Origin of the sequence: Flavobacterium sp. MMLR14_040 (assembly GCF_033657265.1) — a bacterium.
Classification (GTDB): domain Bacteria; phylum Bacteroidota; class Bacteroidia; order Flavobacteriales; family Flavobacteriaceae; genus Flavobacterium.
Genome location: NZ_JAWVWO010000001.1, coordinates 173,005 through 193,703, shown reverse-complemented (window position 1 = coordinate 193,703; position 20,699 = coordinate 173,005). Strand labels below are relative to the sequence as shown.

Sequence of the window (20,699 nt, the reverse complement as noted above, 5' to 3'; positions counted from 1 at the left end):
TTTTATAATTATTGCGTTACAATGGCTGCAACTATTGGCTATGCTTTTTCATATCGAAATCACGTCCCAATGGTTGAAACCATCGGCTATGTTTTTTTTAGATTGAGACTAATATTCTCCTCTTAATTTTTCCCACTCCTATTTTAAAATATAGCCCGAGGTTTCAACCTCGGGAGACGCAACGGAAAATGCATTGTGATACGTATCATGTCCCAATGGTTGAAACCATTGGCTATGTTTTTCAGAATTGAGAATAATATTTTCTCTTAATTTTTACCACTCCTATTTTAAAATATAGCCCGGGGTTTCAACCTCGGGACACGCAACGGAGAACGCATTTTGATACGTATCATGTCCCAATGATTGAAACCATTGGTTATGTTTTCTCAGATTGATATTATAATGTTTCCTTTAATTTTCTTTCAAATTAAAATAGTAAACGATTGATTTCCGTTTTTAAACGAGTGTTTTTGCCCGTCCGATGAATAGTGTACTGCACCTCGGTTTTATGAGGCTAAATTTACTGTAGTAAAACACTTAAAACCAAAATTATGGAAATCATTCAAACCCCGGAAAATGCATTATCACATTCAACTGTAACCGCAGTTATCAATGCTCCTATTGAAAAAGTAAATATTGCCGATTGGCTTTTAAACCTTCCTGATGCCGAATACCAACGCTGTTCTACACAGCATATTGGTGCAGGAATTACAAGCACTTATGAAGGCGAGCCCATGTCTATTAACGTAGAAACAATAGGCGATGCTTTAATGGTACAGCATTATGTTGCAACAGTTCATCGTCCGGATTATTGCCGTATGCTATCAATTTCAGATTCTATCACTCAAAACGGACGCACTAAAGTTCAGGTTTTATGGGAACTGAAAGTAACTAAAATCGACGAAAACACTTGTCTTTATACCAATGAAATTCATGCGACCGCAACGCCGGAAATGTTTGCATATTTAAAAGAACATAATATCAATCTTTCAGGTGCTGCTGCTTCAAGACAAGCTGCTTCTGACGCTCACAATCATGAGGAGACTCCCAATTTTGCTAAAAGCATCGAAAACAAAGCGCTAACAGGCAAATACAATCAGCCTTTTTAATCCTTACAAATCGAGCGTACTAATGTGCGCTCCTTTTATTTTGAGTAATATGAAAAATAATTTATTTGAAAAATTGGTTGGTTCCTGGTCTTTGGTTGAAATGATTGAAGTATCTTTAGATGGAGGAGAAATTACATATCCGATGGGTATAAAACCAAAAGGTCTAATTATTTATAACGGCGATGGATTCATGTCGGCACAAATAATGAGTGCAGATTCTGAAAATTTTGACACTAAAAAGAATGCAGCTTATCTCGCCTATTCAGGACCTTTTCAAACAGACGATGAAAAACAAACCGTCAGCCATACCATGTATATATCCCTTTTTGAAAATTGGAGAAACCAGACACAAATCAGAAAAGTTCTTTTTAAAGATGGATTACTTCATTTAGAAACCGAGCAGCCTTTTATGAATAATTCACGTTTGGTAACTCATAAACTGACTTGGAAAAGAATTGAAAAATCTATAGAAACCATTAATCATTAACCAAATGAAAGCAATAGTTATAACGCAACCTGGAGCTCCAGATGTACTGAAGCTGCAGGATTATCCCACTCCAGAAGTTAAAGCAGACGAAATATTAATAGAAGTAAAAGCAGCAGGATTAAACCGTTCTGATATTTTTCAGCGTGAAGGTAATTATCCCGCACCTTCCGGCGTATCCTCTGAAATTTTGGGTTTAGAAGTTTCCGGAATTGTGGCGGAATGCGGACCAGATGTTACCGACTTTAAGGTTGGAGATAAAGTTTGTGCCATTCTCGCTGGCGGAGGTTATGCAGAATATGTCAGCGTTCGTGAAGGTCAATGCCTTCCAATTCCATCAGGACTGACTTTTGCCGAAGCTGCAAGTCTGCCGGAAACCGTTTTTACAGTCTGGTCCAACGTTTTTCAAAGAGCAGGCCTCAAGTCTGGAGAAACTCTTTTAATTCATGGCGGCAACAGCGGTATTGGTATCACAGGAATCCAGATCGCTCATGCTTTGGGACATCGTGTAGCTGTAACCGTAGGATCTGATGAAAAAGGGCAAAAATGTCTCGAGCTTGGTGCCGATGCTTACATTAATTATAAAACACAGGACTTCGAAACAATTTTGCAGGAAGAAGGAGTTGATGTAATTTTAGATATGATTGGTGGTGATTACCTTAGTAAAAATGTGAACATCTTAAAACCAGAAGGCCGATTAGTTCATATTAATGCCGTTAGTGGCAGTCATGTAGATCTTGATATCTGGAAAGTAATGATAAAACGCCTAACCATAACCGGAAGTACTTTACGAAGCAGAGAATATGATTTTAAAAAACAATTGGCAAAAGAGGTACAAAAAATCGTTTGGCCTTTAATTGAGTCGAAACAATTCAAACCGATTATATTTAAAACTTTTCCCTTTACAGAAGCTCCTGAAGCGCATCGGTTATTAGAAGAAAGCAGACATACCGGTAAAATTATATTAGTAAGATAGTATTTTGATTATAATTTTAAGAAATCTAAATAAACAAAAGTATTATGGAAAATCAAGGCGCATCTGTGGTAATTAGCCATCATATTTTAGATGGAAAAGAACCCGAATATGAAAAATGGCTGAACGAAATCGTTCCCATTACCAAACACTCCAATGGTTTTATCGATTTGCAGATTGTGCGTCCCATTCCTCATCTGACTTTTGTTTACACCGTTATTATCCGATTTGACGATATTGAAAATCTGAAAAGCTGGATGGAATCAGACAACAGAAAATTACTGATCGAAAAAGCTAATCCGCTTTTTAGAAAAAATGACAACTATCAGATAAAATCAGGTTTGGATTTTCTTTTTAATAATGAAAACGAAGGAAATAAAGTTCCTGTACGCTGGAAACAATTCCTGGTAACCTGGTCTGCCATTTATCCATTGTCGCTGGTAATTCCATTGTTGGTCATTCCAGTGTTGAGATTGCTAAAAATTCCAGCAAATCATTATTTTGATGCTTTGGTCAATTCAGGTTTCATTGTCTTTTTAATGGTATTTGTTGTAATGCCCAATTATACCAAACTTATTAAAAAATGGTTGTACAAATAGAACACAACCTCTTATACAAATAAAAAATCACTGCACATGCGGTGATTTTTTTTTGATTTAAACGCAAATAAATTGGTATTTATTCTTGCAAATTAAACCACTCTTCACAAATAATATTTTAAAAGTTTCTATTCACCAAACTCAACGATAGTTTTTGCCCATCTAACGAATTTGAACTAAAGATCCTGCATATCTTCAATAGCTTTACAATAGAATTAACAAACGAAGTAAACCAACAAACAAATACAAATTTCGTTTAAATGTTCTGGCAGGAAAAACAATGTTTTTCAACATTCAGGCTATTAACCTTAAAAATAAACCTTATGCTACAGAAAAATGAAGTTGCGCCGGATTTTACCTTATTTGCAACACCCGACCAAAAAATCACTTTATCAGAATTTAAAGGAAAAAACGTGGTTTTAGCTTTTTATCCTGCCGACTGGAGTCCGGTTTGCAGTGATCAAATGGCCTTATACAATGAAATGCTGAAATACTTTAAAAAATACGATGCTGAAATTTTCGGTATTTCTGTAGACAGCAAATGGTGTCACATGGCTTTTTCTCAATCCAGAAACCTGCATTTCCCTTTATTAGCTGATTTTGAAAGCAAAGGAGAAATCGCTAAAAAATACGGTGTCTACAATGAAGAAGAAGGCGAATGCAGCCGTGCACTTTTTGTAATCGATAAAAATGGAATTATACAATGGAGTTATCTCTCACCAATGGCCATAAATCCCGGAGCTGATGGAATCTTAGAAACTTTAGAAAACCTTAAAACCAACTAATTATGTCACTAAAACCATCGGTTAGTACAACTGACCATAAACAAGGAAAAAAAGATGCCGATATCGTAATTGTTGAATATGGAGATTATCAATGTCCGTATTGTGGTGCCGCTTATCCCGTTCTTAAAGAAATGATGAACAAATACGGAAACCAGATACAATTTGTATTTAGAAATTTTCCATTATCAGAAATGCACCAATACGCACGTCCGGCAGCCATCGTGGCAGAAGCGGCTGCACTGCAGGGAAAATTCTGGGAAATGCACGATGCTATTTATGAAAATCAGCAGTATTTAAGTGAAAATCTTTTGTTAGAATTAGCAGAAAAACTAGAACTTGACAGCGAGCAATTTAATAATGATATTAAAAAATCTGAAGTTGCAGCCAAAGTCGATTCTGATTTTGAAAGCGGTATTATGAGCGGTGTAAATGGTACTCCTTCCCTATTTGTTAATGGCACAAAATTTAACGGTGGCCCGGAAGATTTACTGCAGCTTATGGGTGAGATCGTCAAATAAACAACCACGTTAATGAATGTTAAATCATACGGCTTCATCGGCTAATTAATGAGGAAAAGTGCCTTCTCTGATGATATTTTTAATTAAATTTACGTAGCAATCTCAATTAAATCCTTTATGGAAATAAATTATTCGGAATTAGTTTCCATTAAAAACGTAAACGTCCAAAGGATAAATGGTAACGAAATCTCCTTTTTTTTAGATACCCTTTCAGTCGAAGAACCACTTGAGATTAGAATATCTTATGGCTCCGGGACAGAAAGAATTCAGAAGAATATTTCGGTTACCATGCGCACACCGGGCAATGATACAGAACTGGCAATTGGCTTTTTATTTACAGAAGGCATTATTACTTCTTTTGAAGATGTAGAACGCGCTTATTCTGTAGAAATGAACTGTCTTTCTAAGAAAGAAAACATTGTTCAGGTTGATCTTAATGAAAATTTTAGTCCAAATTTGATGCAGACAGATCGTAATTTTTACACGACTTCGAGCTGTGGTGTATGTGGTAAAAGTTCGATTCAGTCGATCAAAACAGTGAGTTCGTTTGTAAATTTGATGAAACCCAAAGTTACGATTGAGGCATCGGTATTGTATAAGCTTCCCGAAAAATTAAGAATAGCACAAAGTGATTTTGCATCAACCGGAGGCCTTCATGCATCGGGACTTTTTAATAATCAGGGCGATTTGATTCTTTTAACGGAAGACGTAGGAAGACACAATGCATTAGACAAATTAATTGGGCAATCGCTTATGAATAAAACACTGCCCTTAAATGAGCATATCTTGCTTCTGAGCGGAAGAGCAAGTTTTGAACTGATACAAAAAGCTGCAATGGCTGGAATTTCCATTATTGCTTCCATTGGTGCTCCGTCCAGTCTGGCAGTCGAGCTTGCCGAAGAATTTAATATTACTCTTTTGGGATTTCTTAAAGAAAACAGGCTGAATATATATAATGCTTCAGATCAAACCGTTATTGTAACTGACTGAAATTATCTCATACCATATCGCACAAGACCAATTAAACCAAAAATTCAATGAAGGAAGAGCAACAAAACTCAGATAATTTAGACCCTAAATTACCTGACGCAGAAAATCCATACCAGCTTTCAAAACTTAAAATAACAAAAGTAGAGAAATGGGCTGCCGGCGTGCCTGCGGTTTTAGCTGCGGTAAGCGATCTTATTGAAGACAAAGCAGTTCTTCGAGGTGGAAAAGCGTTGTTTCAAATGAATCAAAAGGGAGGTTTTGACTGTTCGAGTTGTGCCTGGCCGGATCCTGATGACGATCGGTCTCCTTTGGGCGAATATTGCGAAAATGGTGCAAAAGCTTTAGCAGAAGAAGCGACAACTAAAAAAGTTACTGCCGATTTTTTTAAGAAAAATTCCGTTTACAGCCTTTCAAAATTAGACGATTACCAAATTGGAAAAATGGGAAGGTTAACTGAGCCCATGTATTTACCGGTTGGAGGAACGCATTATCAGCCCATCAGTTGGGAGAATGCTTTTGCAAAAATTGCTTCACATTTAAATGCGCTTGAATCTCCAAATGAAGCTGCTTTTTACACTTCGGGAAGAACAAGTAATGAAGCTTCGTTTCTGTATCAGCTTTTTGCAAAAGAATTCGGAACCAATAATATGCCCGATTGTTCTAATATGTGCCACGAAACCTCTGGCACGGCTCTGAAAACCACAATCGGTATTGGAAAAGGAACGGTTACTTTAGAAGATTTTTATGATACTGATCTCATCATTATAATTGGACAGAATCCCGGAACCAATGCACCGCGAATGTTGAGCGCTTTGGAAAAAGGCAAAAAAAACGGAGCAAAAATTATTGCTGTTAATCCCTTGCCGGAAGCAGGTTTAATGGGATTTCATAATCCGCAGGCAATAAAAGGAATAATAGGTTCAGGCGGCAAATTGGCTGATCTTTTTCTTCCGATAAAAATAAACGGCGATATGGCTTTTTTGAAAGCGATTGAGTTACTGCTAATAGAATTGGAAAAGAAAAATCCGGGTCAGGTTTTTGATCATGAATTCATTAAAGACAAAACAACCGGTTTTGAAAATTTTGAGAAACAATTTGAAAATTTAGATTTAGATCACCTCGCCTTTCTTTCTGGTATTTCAAAAGAATTAATTATCGAAGCAGCAGAAATGATCGCCTTCAAAAAAAGAATTATTGTTTGTTGGGGAATGGGTCTTACACAGCAGCCAAACGGTGTAGACATGATCAGAGAAATCGTTAATATTTTACTGATTAAAGGAAGTATTGGAAAACCAGGTGCAGGTGTTTGTCCTGTTCGCGGTCACAGTAACGTGCAGGGAAACAGAACAATGCTTATTGATGAAAAACCAACCAATGAACAACTAGACAGACTGCATGCATATTTTGGATTTAATCCTCCAAGAAATCATGGGTATGATGTCGTTGAAACCATAAAAGCAATACATGAGGAAAAAGTAAAATTTCTGTTTTGCATGGGAGGAAATTTTCTGTCTGCGGCGCCAGATACTACTTATACAGCAGAAGCCTTCAGAAAATTAAAACTGCTGGTATGTGTTTCTACAAAACTAAACAGAGGGCATTTGATTCATGGAAAAGAATCTCTTATACTCCCTACACTTTCGCGAAGTGATATGGATATTGTAAACAATGAAATACAAATAATAACTACTGAGAATTCTATGGGTGTCGTACAATCTTCAAAAGGTGTTTTGAAACCTATATCAGATCAATTTATAAACGAAATGCAAATTGTCTGCCGTATGGCTATGGCAACGCTTGGAGAGAAAGCGGTTGTAGACTGGAAACGCTATCACAATAGTTATGATGAGGTAAGAGAAGCCATAGAAAATTGTATTCCGGGTTTTGAAAATTACAATAGCAGAGTTAGGGAAAAAGGTGGTTTTTATCTTCCGAATGCACCGCGTCACGGTGAATTTAAAGGAAAAGAATCGGCTGATCGGGCTTCGTTTACAATAACTGAAATTCCGGATAACGAACTTGCACCAGACGAATACATGATGGCCACCACACGCACACATGACCAGTTTAACACCACTATTTATGGCATGGACGATCGCTATCGAGGAATCAAAAATGAACGAAGAGTAATTTTTATGAATCAAAAAGATATCGATAAAGCAGGATTAAAAGCCGGTGAAAAAGTAGATTTATATAATTATGATGATGGAATCGAAAGAATTGCGCCTTTATTCCTGATCGTCTCATATGAGATACCAGAACGGAATACGGTTACTTACTTTCCTGAAACCAATGTTTTAGTTTCTGTAAATAACGTGGTGAAGGAAAGCAATATGCCGGCATCTAAATACGTGAAAATAAAAGTAAAAAAACACGACCCTGCCGTTTATGAAAAGATAAAATAGCATCTGATTCTTTTCAATACAAGTATTTACTGAAGACTTTGAATCCATTCTTTTAGATTAAAAATAAAAAAATTATTACTTAATCTGGATTAATAGACAGATCCTCTATGTCTATATAAATTTGAAAAAAAATAAGCGATAAAAAATTAACGCAGAATATTAACAATACAAAATTACACATCTATAAAATTTATTAATCTTAAAACCATAAAAAATGAGCACATTTAAAACACAAGACGGAACTGAAATTTTTTACAAAGATTGGGGAACAGGACAACCAATCGTTTTTCACCACGGATGGCCTTTATCTAGCGACGACTGGGATACTCAAATGATGTTTTTCTTAAAACAAGGATACAGAGTTATTGCACACGACAGACGCGGACACGGTCGTTCTGGTCAAACTTCTGAAGGGAATAATATGGAAACTTATGCATCTGACATCGCTGAATTGACAGCTGCCTTGGATTTAAAAAATGCAATTCACATTGGCCACTCAACCGGCGGCGGCGAAGTAGTACGTTATGCAGCAAAATACGGAAAAGAACGCGTCGCAAAAGCAGTAATTATTAGTGCCGTAACGCCGATTATGATACAAAACGAATCCAATCCTGAAGGTGTGCCATTAGCTATTTTTGATGAAATAAGACAAGGAACCGGATTTAGCAGAGCGCAGTATTTTTATGATTTTCCTATCGCCTTTTACGGATGGAACCGTGAAGGAACAACTGTTCAGGAAGGAATCAAACACAATTGGTGGCGTCAGGGAATGATGGGTTCTGTTCTGGCTCATTATGAAGGAATTAAAGCGTTTTCTGAATCAGATTTTACAGAAGATTTGAAAAGTTTAGATATTCCTGTTTTGGTTTTACACGGAGAAGACGACCAGATTGTTCCTTACAATCAAGCGCCGAGAGCCGCAAAACTTTTGAAAAACGGAAAACTAATTTCGTATCCTGGATTTCCTCACGGTATGCCAACAACAGAAGCAGATACAATTAATAAGGATATTTTAGAATTTATAAAATCTTAAATATATCCTGATTTTCTAAATAAAAGCCTCCATTATCATTTTGATTCTGGAGGCTTTTATTTTCGATTTCTATGATGGTCAGTTGTCTAAAAATTAAATTGTCTTCGTGTTTAAACATTTGACATCATACCTACCTGTCTAATTATCTAATAGCTATTTTATAAATACAAACCATTATTCTGTAAAAAAAAGTATACAATCCTTTTTATATTTGGCAAAGGACAAAATAAAAAAGTACAAACCGGGACAAGCAGGCAATACCGGCAAACTTGTTCCGCAATAATCCTTTTATAAAAAGACAGCAATAATTTAATTTAAAAATAATATGACAAATTCAGATACACCGGAAAATTACCCTCAGGACGACCGTAATTTTCAAAACCCAAACACCCACCCGCAAAGCAGCGATAAAGACAGCTACCAGTATGATTCGGAGAATCTTGACCAGGAATCAGGCAGCGACTCAAAAGATATAACGGAACAGGATATTGAGAAGGATCTTATAGAAAATGATCCATCTGAAGGGTTTGAAACTGATTTAGATACTCAAAATAGCGATGAGGATGAAAGCGCGTCCTTTGAAACTATTGAACCCGAAAAGGATAATCCAGTGAACAGGGAATTCGAAATTGGGCGTCTTGGCAATGAGGAGCTTAAAGAAGATGAACTCACCAGGGATGAATCCCATCATGGCGGATATAATAATAAACCTTCCCAGCGAAAATTTTAATGTATTGAGAGTTTAGGCCTAACGATGATCCTCCCCCACAAATTCACCTTTATGCACAGCAACCTTATTTCCCCATTCAGTTATTGCATTTAGTAATGGTATACAGGATTTTCCAAAATCAGTTAAACTGTAAACAACTTTTATCGGCGGTTTTTTACCCTCAACGGTACGTAATAAAAGACCGTCATTTTCTAGTTGTTTTAATTGGAGGCTCAAAGTCATTTCTGTAATAGCCGGGATATCCCTTCTAAGTTCACTATACCGTTTATCTGTATCTTTTAAATGATATAAAATAACCGCTTTCCACTTTCCACCAATCAAATCCATCGCTATGCTAACCGTACATGGGTACAATTTACTGTCCAATTTTATAGAATCACTTTGACATTCAATTTTCATAAACTTCTTCTTTAGACCTATCCAAATAGATAGTTATTGCAAATTTATGCAACTATAGATAGTTTTGCAACTATAATTTTTATAGTTTAAAATTAATTAAAGAAATGAACTTATGGGAAATGATTTTAAAGCATCCAAATCAATTAAAAGTAGTAAACCGCTCATTACCATTGTTGGTGTTTTAGGCAAACAAGGCTACAGCGTTGCACAGACTCTAATACAGAGCGGACAATATCAAGTACGTGGTATTACCAGGAGACTTGATTCTCCAGAAGCAGTAAGTTTGATAGAACAAGGAGTTGAACTAGTAAGTATACCTCTTAATTTAGGTTATAAAAAAGATTTTGTAAAGGCTTTCCAAGGTTCATATGGTGTTTTTTTGATTACACCCAGTATTGCACCTCCCAATACGCATGAATTTGCTTTGGGAAAGGATCTCGCAGATGCAGCACTTGAGGCAAAGGTTGAGCACCTAATTTTTAGCAGCCTGGAAAACGTCGATAAAATTACATCAGGAAAAAAATTTGCACCTCATTTCACTGACAAAGCCAATATTGAGGCCTATATAAGAACACTACCAATTAAAAGTTCGTTCATTTATATGGCTTTTTTTTACACGAACTTTCTGGAATTTTACACTCCTATTGTCCAAGATGATGTGCTTGTGTTTCCAATTTACTTACCAAAAGACTTTCGCGCACCATTTGTTGATCCTCTTACAGCTACAGGTCCGGCTGTTTTAGAAATTTTCTCTAATGCAGATAAATATACAGGCACCTCATTACCAGTGATTGGTGATATTTTATCACCTCAGGAAATAGTGAATACTTTTATAAAGGTTACGGGCAAGAAGGCTGTATATAGTTCGGCATATACCCGAGATGAATTTCTTAATCATTTTCCGGAATTTCGTTTCAATGAAATTTTAGTGGATGAGATAATTGGAATGGCCGAATATGCTGTTGAATATGGCTATTTTAGCAACAATCGTAATTTACAATGGAGCAGAAAAATTAATACTAAAAGTCTTTCCTGGGAACAATTTCTAATTCAAACAGATTGGAAAGGCTTAAAGCAATCTTATTAATTTTGTATCTTTAATTGCTAATGGGCTAAATTATTATAATATTCCTGACAGAGACAAAAAATTAATAAAATCTATCGTAATTTCAAAAGCAAAAGGCATACTAAATAGTATGCTTTTTTATATTTAAAAGGACAAAACAATTTAAAGTAATCACACAATTTTATGTAATTTGTCTTTTTGTAAAACTCTTTAGCAACTTAAAATCCTTACATTTACCCGCTGGCTAACCAAATTTCGCTGTATAATTAATCAATTTAGCAGTGTCATGTCAATTAATTTTAAGCAGTCAAGATGGAAAAACATACTGTAACAGTAGCATCGTTACCTTTAGATGAGCATACACTAACGAATATTCAAATTAAGAAAGCCAATTTGTTACCAGATCTTCAATCGAGGCTGGATTCTATGGAAATGAAAGAAAAACCTCTTATGGATTCCAGTATTCCGTTTAGAGATTTAACGAATCCTTCAACAAAAAAAGAAACTATTGCCCAATTGATTGATAAATTAGATGTTGAAAATAACGTAAGATATCAAAGAACGGTCGAAGATACGTATTGCAATGTATATTCTTATGATTATTGCTATTTCGCTAAAGTATACCTCCCAACAGTTTGGTGGACACCCGAATCCCTTGAAAAAATTATACAGGGACAAGATGTAGAAGCTGTTTTTGAACAAACTGTAGACCGAATTTATTCCAGTGCCATACACGATTGGTTTTTACAATGGGGACAAAATTTTGGATGGGAAAGAATCACTACTGTAGATGAAATTCAGAATAAGGTAAATGCCAATGGCGGAATTGGAATCATTTGTGCCAAAAGAAGAGAAAAAGGACTTTCCGGACATATTGTTCCTGTTGTACCGGAAACTGATTTACACAAAGCCTATCGCGAAAATGGTATAGTAGTATATCCGTTACAATCGCAAGCCGGAAAACTGAATTATAATTACTTTGCGGAAATAAGAAAAGACTGGTGGAATGATGAGTTGTATTCCTCTTACGTGCTGTATTACCACGAATAAGAACGCAATTCACAGGGTTGTTTCATCATTCAAAAAAAATATTGATTATCAGTAAGTTAACCACTTGCAAATACGATAATAAAAAACTACTTTTGCAACTTAGAAAAAACAAGAATACTAAAAGTTGTGATTTAGCTATTCTCCCGCATAAATTATTGATACAAAAGTGATTAATAACGAAAGTAATTTTATGACCTTATTATAAAATTTTACTTCTAAATTGATGTTTCAGTCGATAAAATTGCGAAAAATCTAAAATATAAATTCCTATATTTTTAAAAGTAAACGAAAACTTTTATAATGGAGGCAACAATGCTTAATCCGTTATAGGTTTCTTGTCTCTGGTTTTAACAGATTGAATTTGTATTCCTGAATAAAAAATGACTTCATAAATTAAAAATAACCTTAAAAAAGAAAGTAAGTATAAATGAAAGACAATCAGACAAAAAAATATTATTGGGGAATAGGATTGGAAAACGAAACCTACATGCAGTTTGAAGAACCCCTAATAGTTTCTGGTGAATTTATACAAGAAAAAATTGGCTTTGAGAAATATAGTATTGATTACAGAAAATGCTATAAACCCGAAAGCCTGGCTCCTATGCTGAAAAAAGCTTTTAACCTGACTGAAAACTATAAAGTAAGTCGAATGATGAACAGTCATTCGCTGGAAAAGCTCGATATCAATTATCAGCACAAAACATTATCGCCAGTAAAAAAAGTAATCGATACGGAAGCCGGTGAGACGATCGCAGAACCAATTGAGAATCCGGAATATCTGGGTAAATCGATCATGGAACTTTTCCTTGAAGATCAGCCATACAACATTCAGAGTATGATTACCCAAAGAAACAAAACGATGGGATCGGTGCATTTTGATGGTGATTCCATTGAATTTGTAACCAAATATTTTGAAAACAGAACCATTACTGATTCCTGCAAAGAATTGAAAGCAACCAAAAAACTGTTTTTGGATAAAATCAACGAATCGTCTGTGTTAAACGGGAAATTAAATTTTCCGGATTACAACAACGGCCTTAATATGTTTATGACCAATCAGGAAAACCTGGTTTTGTTCAATAACGGAACCTATCATTTTCATATCACTTTGCCTTCATTAACAGAAGACAGCAGAATTGTGGATTACAATGCTTTTGAAAAAACACACGCTAACGCCATTTATTTATTGCAGTGGTTTGAGCCTTTTTTCATATCTACGCTCGGAAGTCCTGATATTATGGGCGTTATCAGTGATAAATACAGTTTAGACAAAAAGTTCACTTTGGGTTCAATGCGAAATGCCATGTCGCGTTACATAGGCGTTGGTACCTATAACAAATCAATGCCAAAAGGTAAAATTCTAACTTATAAGGTAGACAATTTTAGAAAACTGCTGAAATTTACAAAAGAAGAAAATATCTGGTGGCGCGATCAGATTGAAGCCGACATGGAATATGAAATGCTTTCGGAAGTGGGGCTTGATTTTAATCAGGAAAAAATGTACCAGAGCGGTTTCGAATTCAGAAGTTTTGACGAATTCCCGGCGGAGTATTTAAATGATGTTCTTTTTTCTATTATTCTAATTTGCGAACATTCCCTAAACCTGCCTGATGTGCAATGGGGACATGATAGCAAAGCCTGGAATAACCTGGTCTTTAAAACCTTAAAAATGGGTTATGCTACTGAAATCAATGAAGAAGAAAAAAAAGAGCTTTTAAATTTACTACAGCTATTAAATCCTTCAGATTCTAATTACAGTACACTAAAATCAGAATTTGAAGCCATCATCATGCTGGATGAATTTTTCTTTAAAATTTTGGCTGTTTTACATGACAAATACAAGGACAACAACATTTGCCTGGATGCTATGTACGGACAAAAAACAAGTACCGCTCCAAAATGGGACAACTTTAATAAATACCAAACCGAAAGGCATTTAAAGCAAATTGGTTCGTTCTGCGATAATTAAAAAAAGTATATTAAATACAACATGGGGTAATTCTGGTAAAAGTGATACAATTTTCACAATCAATCCCCAGCAGGACATCCAAACCAAATTAATAAAGTTAATGAAAGGCAGACGCTAGATATGGCATAGCAATATCTTTCAAACCTTCCATAAAATTTGTAGAAATTTATCCCGGAGGTTACAAAAGCAAAATCCCATTTCACAAGAAATGGGATTTTTTTATGTCTTCTCGATACTATTTAACCAGCTTTTACGGGATCAACACTCATCAATCCCAAAACTGTGGAGCAATAAAATTTACGCATAAATATTGGCTTGAACTTTTTATTTGATTTCAAATTTCTCCAGAGTCTCAATCTCCCTGATCAATGGCTAACCAACCGTATTTTACTTTCTGCAAAGCTGAATAAACCCGTATAATAAATATCAATATAAATTACAAAGGTTACGATAAGATTTTATCTGCTCCATTTTTTTGGTTTCATATTGTAATATGGAACCTTTACTAATCTTTATTTTTATTGCTAACTATTTAAAAGCTATACTTTTACTTCTATAAATACAGCAAATCAACAAGTAATAATTACTATAAACGATACTAATACTATGATCACAATAAATTTAATCAGGCGGATATTATTTGTTCTATTTTTTATTTTCTGGATTCAGAAAAATAACGCTCAGGCAACGCCCTTAAGTAAAGCAAAACCTATTCCGGGAAAAGAAAATTGGCAGCCAGCTGTTCCAAATCCTGATCAGGAAAAAATTGCCAATGATAAATTAGCAGCATTAAAAAAGAAAACAGGTAAAAAACCCAATATAGTTTGGTTTTTAATTGATGATATGGGATTTGGCGATCCTGGATTTAACGGTGGCGGTGCATCTATTGGAGCAGCAACACCTAACATGGACCGGCTGGCGCGCGAAGGTTTACTGTTAACGGCTACCTATTCACAACCTACTTGTACCCCAACACGTTCAGCAATTTTAACGGGCCGTATTCCGGCAAGAACCGGATTAACAAGACCTATTTTAGCGGGAGATATTTTAACAGCAAATCCGTGGGCAGATGAGATTAGTTTGCCAAAAATATTAAGTCAGTCGGGTTATAAAACGGTTCTGACAGGAAAATGGCACGTAGGAGAATTGGAAGGAATGCGTCCATTTGACATTGGTTTTGACGAATATTACGGCTATTATGCCGCCGAAAAAGAAATCACACAATCTTTTGACAAACGACGTTATCCTGATTTGGTTTTGGATCCTTTTAAATTAGAAGCTTACAATAAAATGGGCGCTTCTAAAGATTTGGTTCACGGAAAAAAAGGCGGAAAAGAAGAATTGGTAATTGCTACAAAAAGCACAGACGATATTGCAGAAGCCGATGAAAGACTGGAAGCTTTTTCCATCAAAAAAATACAGGAATTTGCCAAATCCGGAGAACCGTTCTTCCTGGAACATGCTTTTATGAAAGTTCATACAGATAATTTTGCTTCTAAAAGATTTGAAGGAAAAAGCGACAGTAAATATCCATACAAGGACGCGGTTGTTGAAGTAGATGCAATTATTGGAGAATTAGTAGCCGAATTAGAGAAAAACGGTTTGCTTGAAAATACCTTTATATTCATCACATCCGATAATGGCCCACAAGGAGATTCATGGCCAGATGGTGGTTATACCCCTTTTAGGGGAACAAAAGGATCTGCTTGGGAAGGCGGAACACGCGTTCCGGGCGTGGCGTACTGGAAAGGCATGATTACAGCAGGAAGACAAAGTGCGCAATTGTTTGATTTAATGGATTTATACAATACTTCAGCCTTTATTGGAGGTGCAATTGATAAAGTACCAACAGAACGCCCTATCGACGGTATTAATCAAACTTCTTTTTTATTGGCTGATAATGGACTCTCAAACCGTGATCGTGTCTATACGTGGGTAGAAACGCAGTTAATATCGATCCGTCTTCATGAATACAAAATGTATTTTAATATAACCGAATCTCAGGATCCGCATTTGATGATCGATCAATCTACCGTTACTAAAACCGGACTAGCTCCATGGTTGTTTAACCTGTATGTTGATCCTAAAGAATATCGTGTTATGGGACATGCACTTAATGCATGGACTGCTTCTTTGGCAGCCGAAGCAAAGTTACATGCCGCCACTTTTATAAAGTTTCCTCCTAAAAAAGTAGGATTAGGGCAATAACAAATAAGAATTATCAAAATGAAAGCTCCTTTCTCAGGAGCTTTCATTTTTCAGTTTTCCGAATTACATTGTTTTTACTTCATTGCAAATATAGTAACGTCTGTTTTACCATTCAAAAAGCCTTTAGTATCGTACCAAAATTCAATTGATTTTAATTTTCTTTTACCTCCGTGTAAATCAATTACTCTGCTTTCTCCGCCTTTAGGTATTTCAATTCTGGTATTTATGTTTTCCGGAGCTCCATCATCATAACGTACAACCAAACGTTGAATGTTTACAGGCGAATCTGTTACCTTAAGTTTTATTCTTCTATAATAATCATATGGCCCCGGAACATTCAGTGCGTCATGATCTACGGTATGTTTGGCGTGTACAGTTCCTAAAACCCTCCAGCTTCCCGCATTAATTGTATTATTCATTTTAGGATGAATAACCTTTTGTGCCTGCAAATTATTAAAACTTAAAGCACTAATAAAAATCAATAGTAAGACATGTTTCATTTTAATTATTTTTTAGTTAAACTCAATCCATTTATCTCTAAATCTATTTTTTATATTCTATTTTCTATAATCTTGCCTCTTAAAAAAAAAACTACTCGGGCTTCTGCAACTTCTTCAAATTCGCATAGGAAATCACCGCTGTAATCCGAATCATATTAGATTGCGCACCATTATCACCAACAATAATACCGCCATAAGAGGCATTCAGACCTAGCATCTTCATAACCTGAAATCCGGCAGTAATTCCTCCTCCCAAAATATTTTGTTTGTCATCCTGATTAACACCATCAACTTCGAGATCGCCTCCGTATTGGTATCTTAAATCGGCACTCGCCCAAAATTTATCGGTAAAATTATGCGACAAATGATTTTCAACAGAATACAAAGCATGTTGTTGTGTTTTATTAGCCATTGAAATAAATAAAGGATTATTATTTGACGTGTACATGTGAATAGCAGGATAAATTTCAAGCCAGGTTGATCTTTTAGGATCTTTGCTTAACCAAAGATCTATTGGAAAACCCAATTCAAAAGTTAATCTATTAGATCCTAAATTAAGCGGTTTTGCACTGTCGTACGAGCCCGAATACCATAACCGGCCATAAAACATCATAGAAAATGTCTTTTTTTCATACTGACTGTATTCGATAATATTCAAAGCGGGCTGATTTACTAATCCGATTTTAAAACCAATAAACCCATCTGCAAAACCAGAAGAACTTAAATGAGGCGCTGGAAGACTTGGCTGACTGGCCGATAAACTTCCGGAAACATTACCAGGAACGGCATTCACCATAACCTGAGCGAATCTATTGGCGAGGCCAAAATTATATACCAATGTTAGTGGAAAAGCATCAATGCGCAAGTCCGCATCTTTAATAAGAACATTTCCCGGTGTAATATTCTGATTCATGCTCATCCATTTAGGCAGAAATGCAAATGTATTTTTTGGACTCCATAATAAATTTCTTGGCCCATCACCTTGCGCCAATACTGGCAGATTTATCATTAAAAATAATATAATAAAACACTTGAAATTTCGTAGCACTCTTTTCATACTTTCGTTTTTAACTATAATAAATTCACTTTTACACTATTAATTTTTCCTTCAAACTTATAAGGCGCTTTTTTATAATATCGCATCGAAACAGAACCCCCTAAATCTTCGCCAACATCAAAGGTTTCACTGGCAGTAAAGGCTGCAGGAACCGTTCTTTTTACTTCGCCTTTGGCATATTCTTTTCCGTCAAGGGTAATAACTACTTCAGCTGCAGCACCCGGTTTTGCAATCGTTGTTGAAACTTCTATGGTATGTTTACCTGCCGGAATCTTTTTATCAGCTTCAACGGTATATCTTTCAATAATCAGCATGTTGTATTCGTAAACTAATTTTCCGTTTTCCATGAATAAAGTAACACCTCCTCCATTGCCTCCTAAAGCATATAAAACACCCGAAATATTATCCTTTACTTCTAAATCAATGACTACTTTATTGCTCTTTTTCCCTAAACCAGGCGCACTAAACTCGGGCATTCTATTCGTATTTTCATCAAATACCCAGGAATTGTAAGGCGATCGAATCACATCTTCGGGATGAATACGAAGCCAGATCCCGGCACCAATCGGATAATCTTTATTGTCTTTTGCCTGTTTATTGAAAATTTCCTTAAGCTCTTTTAGTTTCTCCGGATTTTTAGTCGCCAAATCATTGTTCTGAGTAAAATCTTCTCTGATGTTATAAAGCTCCCATACATCTTTACTCGAAACCCATTCAGCCAATCCTTTCTGAGCTGGAATCCAAGGATATAATGGCCCGAAAGTACAAGCGTACCAGCCATCTTTGTAAACACCACGACTTCCGTTATTATCAAAAAACTGAACTTTAGAAACTTCTTTGGCTTTAGGATCATTAAAAGTATATTTCATGCTCACGCCGTCTAATTGCATTTGATCAAAACCATTTACCACTTTTGGAGCTTTTATACTTAAAACATCATAAATCGTAGGTACAATATCATTGATATGATGAAACTGACTGCGAGGTATTTTGTCTGGTTTAATCATTTTTGGCCATCTTATGACCATGGCATTTTGAGTTCCACCAAAATGCGAAGCCACTAATTTTGTAAATTTAAAAGGTGTGTTTCCAGCCCACGCCCAAGAGGAATGGTAGTTGTTTTCTAATAAAGGCCCACCAATAGCATCTAATCCACCTAATTTATCTAAAGCGGCCAATTGTTGTGTAATTGTATTTGAAACGCCGTTTTGAGCCAATAATTCGCTAATGGAACCGTTTTGTCCCTCGGCACTTGAACCATTATCTCCCCAAATAAAGAAAACAATCGTGTTTTCTTTTTGTCCATTTGCTTCAAGCGCATCCAAAACTCTTCCTACTTCATGATCAGCGTGTTCTACATATCCCGCAAAAACTTCCATCATTCGTATTTGAAAAGCTCTTTCAGACTGTGGGATACTTTCCCACGAAGCCATCGTTTTATCACGGGCTGTAAGCTGTGCACTTTTCGGAATCCAGCCTAATTCTTTTTGGCGTTTGAACACTTTTTCGCGATATGAATCCCAGCCATCATCAAATTTTCCTTTGTATTTGTCTGACCATTCCTTAAAAATATGGTGTGGTGCATGACCAGCTCCCGGTGCAAAATAGAGAAAAAAGGGCTTATCTGTCGCATATGCTTTATGCTGATTCATCCAGGTAATAGCGTGATCAGCCAAATCTGTAGTCAGGTGGTATTTCTCATCTTTTGGAGGTTCGACTGGTGTAAAATCATCAATCAGACGCGGTTCGTATTGAGAAGTTTCGCCGGCAAGGAAACCATAAAAGTGCTGAAAACCATAATTTACCGGCCAATAATCAAAAGGCCCTGCAACTGTTGTTTGATTGGCAGGCGTATTATGCCATTTACCAAAGGCCGACGTGCTGTAGCCATAATTTTTTAAAACCTCGGCAACTGTAGCAGCTTCTTTGGGAATAATTCCGGTGTATCCATCCCAGTCAACCGCTCTTTCTGCAATAGTTCCGCTGCTGACTCTGGTGTGATTACGCCCTGTAAGCAAAGCTGCTCTAGTTGGAGAACATATTGAAGTAGTATGAAATTCATTATAAGCAATTCCTTCGCTATACACTTTTGACAATGTTGGCGTATTGACACCGCCACCAAAAGTAGCCGGTGTACCAAAACCCACATCATCCATTAAAACGATTATAATATTCGGAACATCTTTCGGTAAATGTTCGGGTTGGGACCTACGTGTATGTGTACTTTCTTCCAGCGTTTCGTTCGCAGTACTGGCACTAGGAACCGGTGGAAAAGGCAAAACGTCCTGAGCATGTATATTGAAAATTCCACTTAAAGCAAATAACAAAATGAAAACTTTTTCTTTATGAAAAAATTCAGAAAAAGATATTTTTCCAAAACTTTTGAATTCTTTTAAATAAATTTCAATCATACATGCGCGATTTAAATATTATACATAAAAAAATACTGAAATTTCTTGCAAATTTCATTACGACTAAATTAGATTAAATTAATAGGACGGCTAAATAAAAGGATCAAATTATGGGTTCAGTTTATAATATGAAACCAATTTCTATCTGAATTTAATTTGAATTTTTAAATAGTGACGCGAGTAAATATCATAAAAGAAGTGGAGCGGATATCGTTTTTTTCAAAGAAACTTAAATCAATCCCCAACAGGACATTCAAAACAAATTTATAGCGCCAATGAAAGACATTATCTACATCTATTACGCCAATCTCTTCAAATCTTCCATAAAATATATAGAAATTTATCCTGTAGAGGTCACCACAGTCAAATGGCGTCAATTGACGCCATTTTTTCATTTAAAAAACTATTAACCA

At 35.9% G+C, this 20,699-nt stretch carries 19 protein-coding genes; 14 read left to right on the top strand and 5 right to left on the bottom strand.

Annotated elements, in window-relative coordinates; all coding sequences use genetic code 11:
• The first annotated feature begins 551 nt into the window (after positions 1 to 551).
• The 10 genes from SD960_RS00900 (at position 552) to SD960_RS00855 (ending at position 9,626) form a co-directional block, all read left to right on the top strand.
• A complete protein-coding gene (locus SD960_RS00900) occupies positions 552 to 1,109 on the top strand; it encodes a hypothetical protein (RefSeq protein ID WP_318800324.1) in 558 nt (185 codons plus the stop codon).
• Between the two features lie 49 nt (positions 1,110 to 1,158).
• Complete coding sequence (locus SD960_RS00895; protein ID WP_318800323.1) at positions 1,159 to 1,596, top strand: lipocalin-like domain-containing protein; 438 nt, start codon at positions 1,159 to 1,161, stop codon at positions 1,594 to 1,596.
• A gap of 4 nt (positions 1,597 to 1,600) precedes the next feature.
• On the top strand, positions 1,601 to 2,569 hold the full coding sequence (locus tag SD960_RS00890) for an NAD(P)H-quinone oxidoreductase (protein ID WP_318800322.1): 969 nt from the start codon (positions 1,601 to 1,603) through the stop codon (positions 2,567 to 2,569).
• Positions 2,570 to 2,613: 44 nt separating this feature from the next.
• Entirely contained in the window at positions 2,614 to 3,165 is a 552-nt protein-coding gene (locus SD960_RS00885; protein ID WP_318800321.1) for an antibiotic biosynthesis monooxygenase, read from the top strand.
• Between the two features lie 323 nt (positions 3,166 to 3,488).
• Entirely contained in the window at positions 3,489 to 3,950 is a 462-nt protein-coding gene (locus tag SD960_RS00880; RefSeq protein WP_115845833.1) for a redoxin domain-containing protein, read from the top strand.
• 2 nt (positions 3,951 to 3,952) lie between these two features.
• Positions 3,953 to 4,468, top strand: a complete 516-nt coding sequence (locus tag SD960_RS00875; RefSeq protein ID WP_318800319.1) for a DsbA family protein — start codon at positions 3,953 to 3,955, stop codon at positions 4,466 to 4,468.
• Between the two features lie 117 nt (positions 4,469 to 4,585).
• Positions 4,586 to 5,458 (top strand): formate dehydrogenase accessory sulfurtransferase FdhD, encoded by an 873-nt coding sequence (gene fdhD / locus SD960_RS00870; RefSeq protein ID WP_318800318.1) that lies wholly within the window; start codon positions 4,586 to 4,588, stop codon positions 5,456 to 5,458.
• 47 nt (positions 5,459 to 5,505) lie between these two features.
• Positions 5,506 to 7,863: an FdhF/YdeP family oxidoreductase gene (locus SD960_RS00865; protein ID WP_318800316.1), complete on the top strand. Its 2,358-nt coding sequence runs from the start codon at positions 5,506 to 5,508 to the stop codon at positions 7,861 to 7,863.
• 214 nt (positions 7,864 to 8,077) lie between these two features.
• Complete coding sequence (locus SD960_RS00860; RefSeq protein WP_318800315.1) at positions 8,078 to 8,896, top strand: alpha/beta hydrolase; 819 nt, start codon at positions 8,078 to 8,080, stop codon at positions 8,894 to 8,896.
• 325 nt (positions 8,897 to 9,221) lie between these two features.
• Positions 9,222 to 9,626, top strand: coding sequence for a hypothetical protein (locus SD960_RS00855; protein ID WP_318800314.1), 405 nt, complete (start codon positions 9,222 to 9,224; stop codon positions 9,624 to 9,626).
• Positions 9,627 to 9,644: 18 nt separating this feature from the next.
• Here the strand turns inward: SD960_RS00855 and SD960_RS00850 are convergent, their stop codons facing one another.
• Positions 9,645 to 10,025, bottom strand: a complete 381-nt coding sequence (locus SD960_RS00850; RefSeq protein ID WP_318800312.1) for a helix-turn-helix domain-containing protein — start codon at positions 10,023 to 10,025, stop codon at positions 9,645 to 9,647.
• Between the two features lie 112 nt (positions 10,026 to 10,137).
• On the opposite strand from SD960_RS00850, the gene SD960_RS00845 reads away from it, so the two are divergent.
• The 4 genes from SD960_RS00845 (at position 10,138) to SD960_RS00830 (ending at position 16,318) form a co-directional block, all read left to right on the top strand.
• Positions 10,138 to 11,112: an NmrA/HSCARG family protein gene (locus SD960_RS00845; protein ID WP_318800310.1), complete on the top strand. Its 975-nt coding sequence runs from the start codon at positions 10,138 to 10,140 to the stop codon at positions 11,110 to 11,112.
• A 291-nt stretch (positions 11,113 to 11,403) separates the two neighbouring features.
• Positions 11,404 to 12,141: a hypothetical protein gene (locus SD960_RS00840; protein WP_318800309.1), complete on the top strand. Its 738-nt coding sequence runs from the start codon at positions 11,404 to 11,406 to the stop codon at positions 12,139 to 12,141.
• A 427-nt stretch (positions 12,142 to 12,568) separates the two neighbouring features.
• Positions 12,569 to 14,110: a hypothetical protein gene (locus tag SD960_RS00835; RefSeq protein WP_318800308.1), complete on the top strand. Its 1,542-nt coding sequence runs from the start codon at positions 12,569 to 12,571 to the stop codon at positions 14,108 to 14,110.
• A gap of 606 nt (positions 14,111 to 14,716) precedes the next feature.
• Positions 14,717 to 16,318, top strand: coding sequence for an arylsulfatase (locus SD960_RS00830; RefSeq protein WP_318800306.1), 1,602 nt, complete (start codon positions 14,717 to 14,719; stop codon positions 16,316 to 16,318).
• Positions 16,319 to 16,392: 74 nt separating this feature from the next.
• Here the strand turns inward: SD960_RS00830 and SD960_RS00825 are convergent, their stop codons facing one another.
• The 4 genes from SD960_RS00825 to SD960_RS00810 all read right to left on the bottom strand — a co-directional run bounded on the left by SD960_RS00825 (position 16,393) and on the right by SD960_RS00810 (position 20,681).
• Positions 16,393 to 16,818, bottom strand: a complete 426-nt coding sequence (locus tag SD960_RS00825; protein ID WP_318800304.1) for a hypothetical protein — start codon at positions 16,816 to 16,818, stop codon at positions 16,393 to 16,395.
• 91 nt (positions 16,819 to 16,909) lie between these two features.
• Positions 16,910 to 17,827 (bottom strand): transporter, encoded by a 918-nt coding sequence (locus tag SD960_RS00820; protein ID WP_318800302.1) that lies wholly within the window; start codon positions 17,825 to 17,827, stop codon positions 16,910 to 16,912.
• A 62-nt stretch (positions 17,828 to 17,889) separates the two neighbouring features.
• Complete coding sequence (locus SD960_RS00815; RefSeq protein ID WP_318800301.1) at positions 17,890 to 20,286, bottom strand: arylsulfatase; 2,397 nt, start codon at positions 20,284 to 20,286, stop codon at positions 17,890 to 17,892.
• Positions 20,287 to 20,450: 164 nt separating this feature from the next.
• Entirely contained in the window at positions 20,451 to 20,681 is a 231-nt protein-coding gene (locus tag SD960_RS00810; protein ID WP_318800300.1) for a hypothetical protein, read from the bottom strand.
• Positions 20,682 to 20,699: the final 18 nt, after the last annotated feature.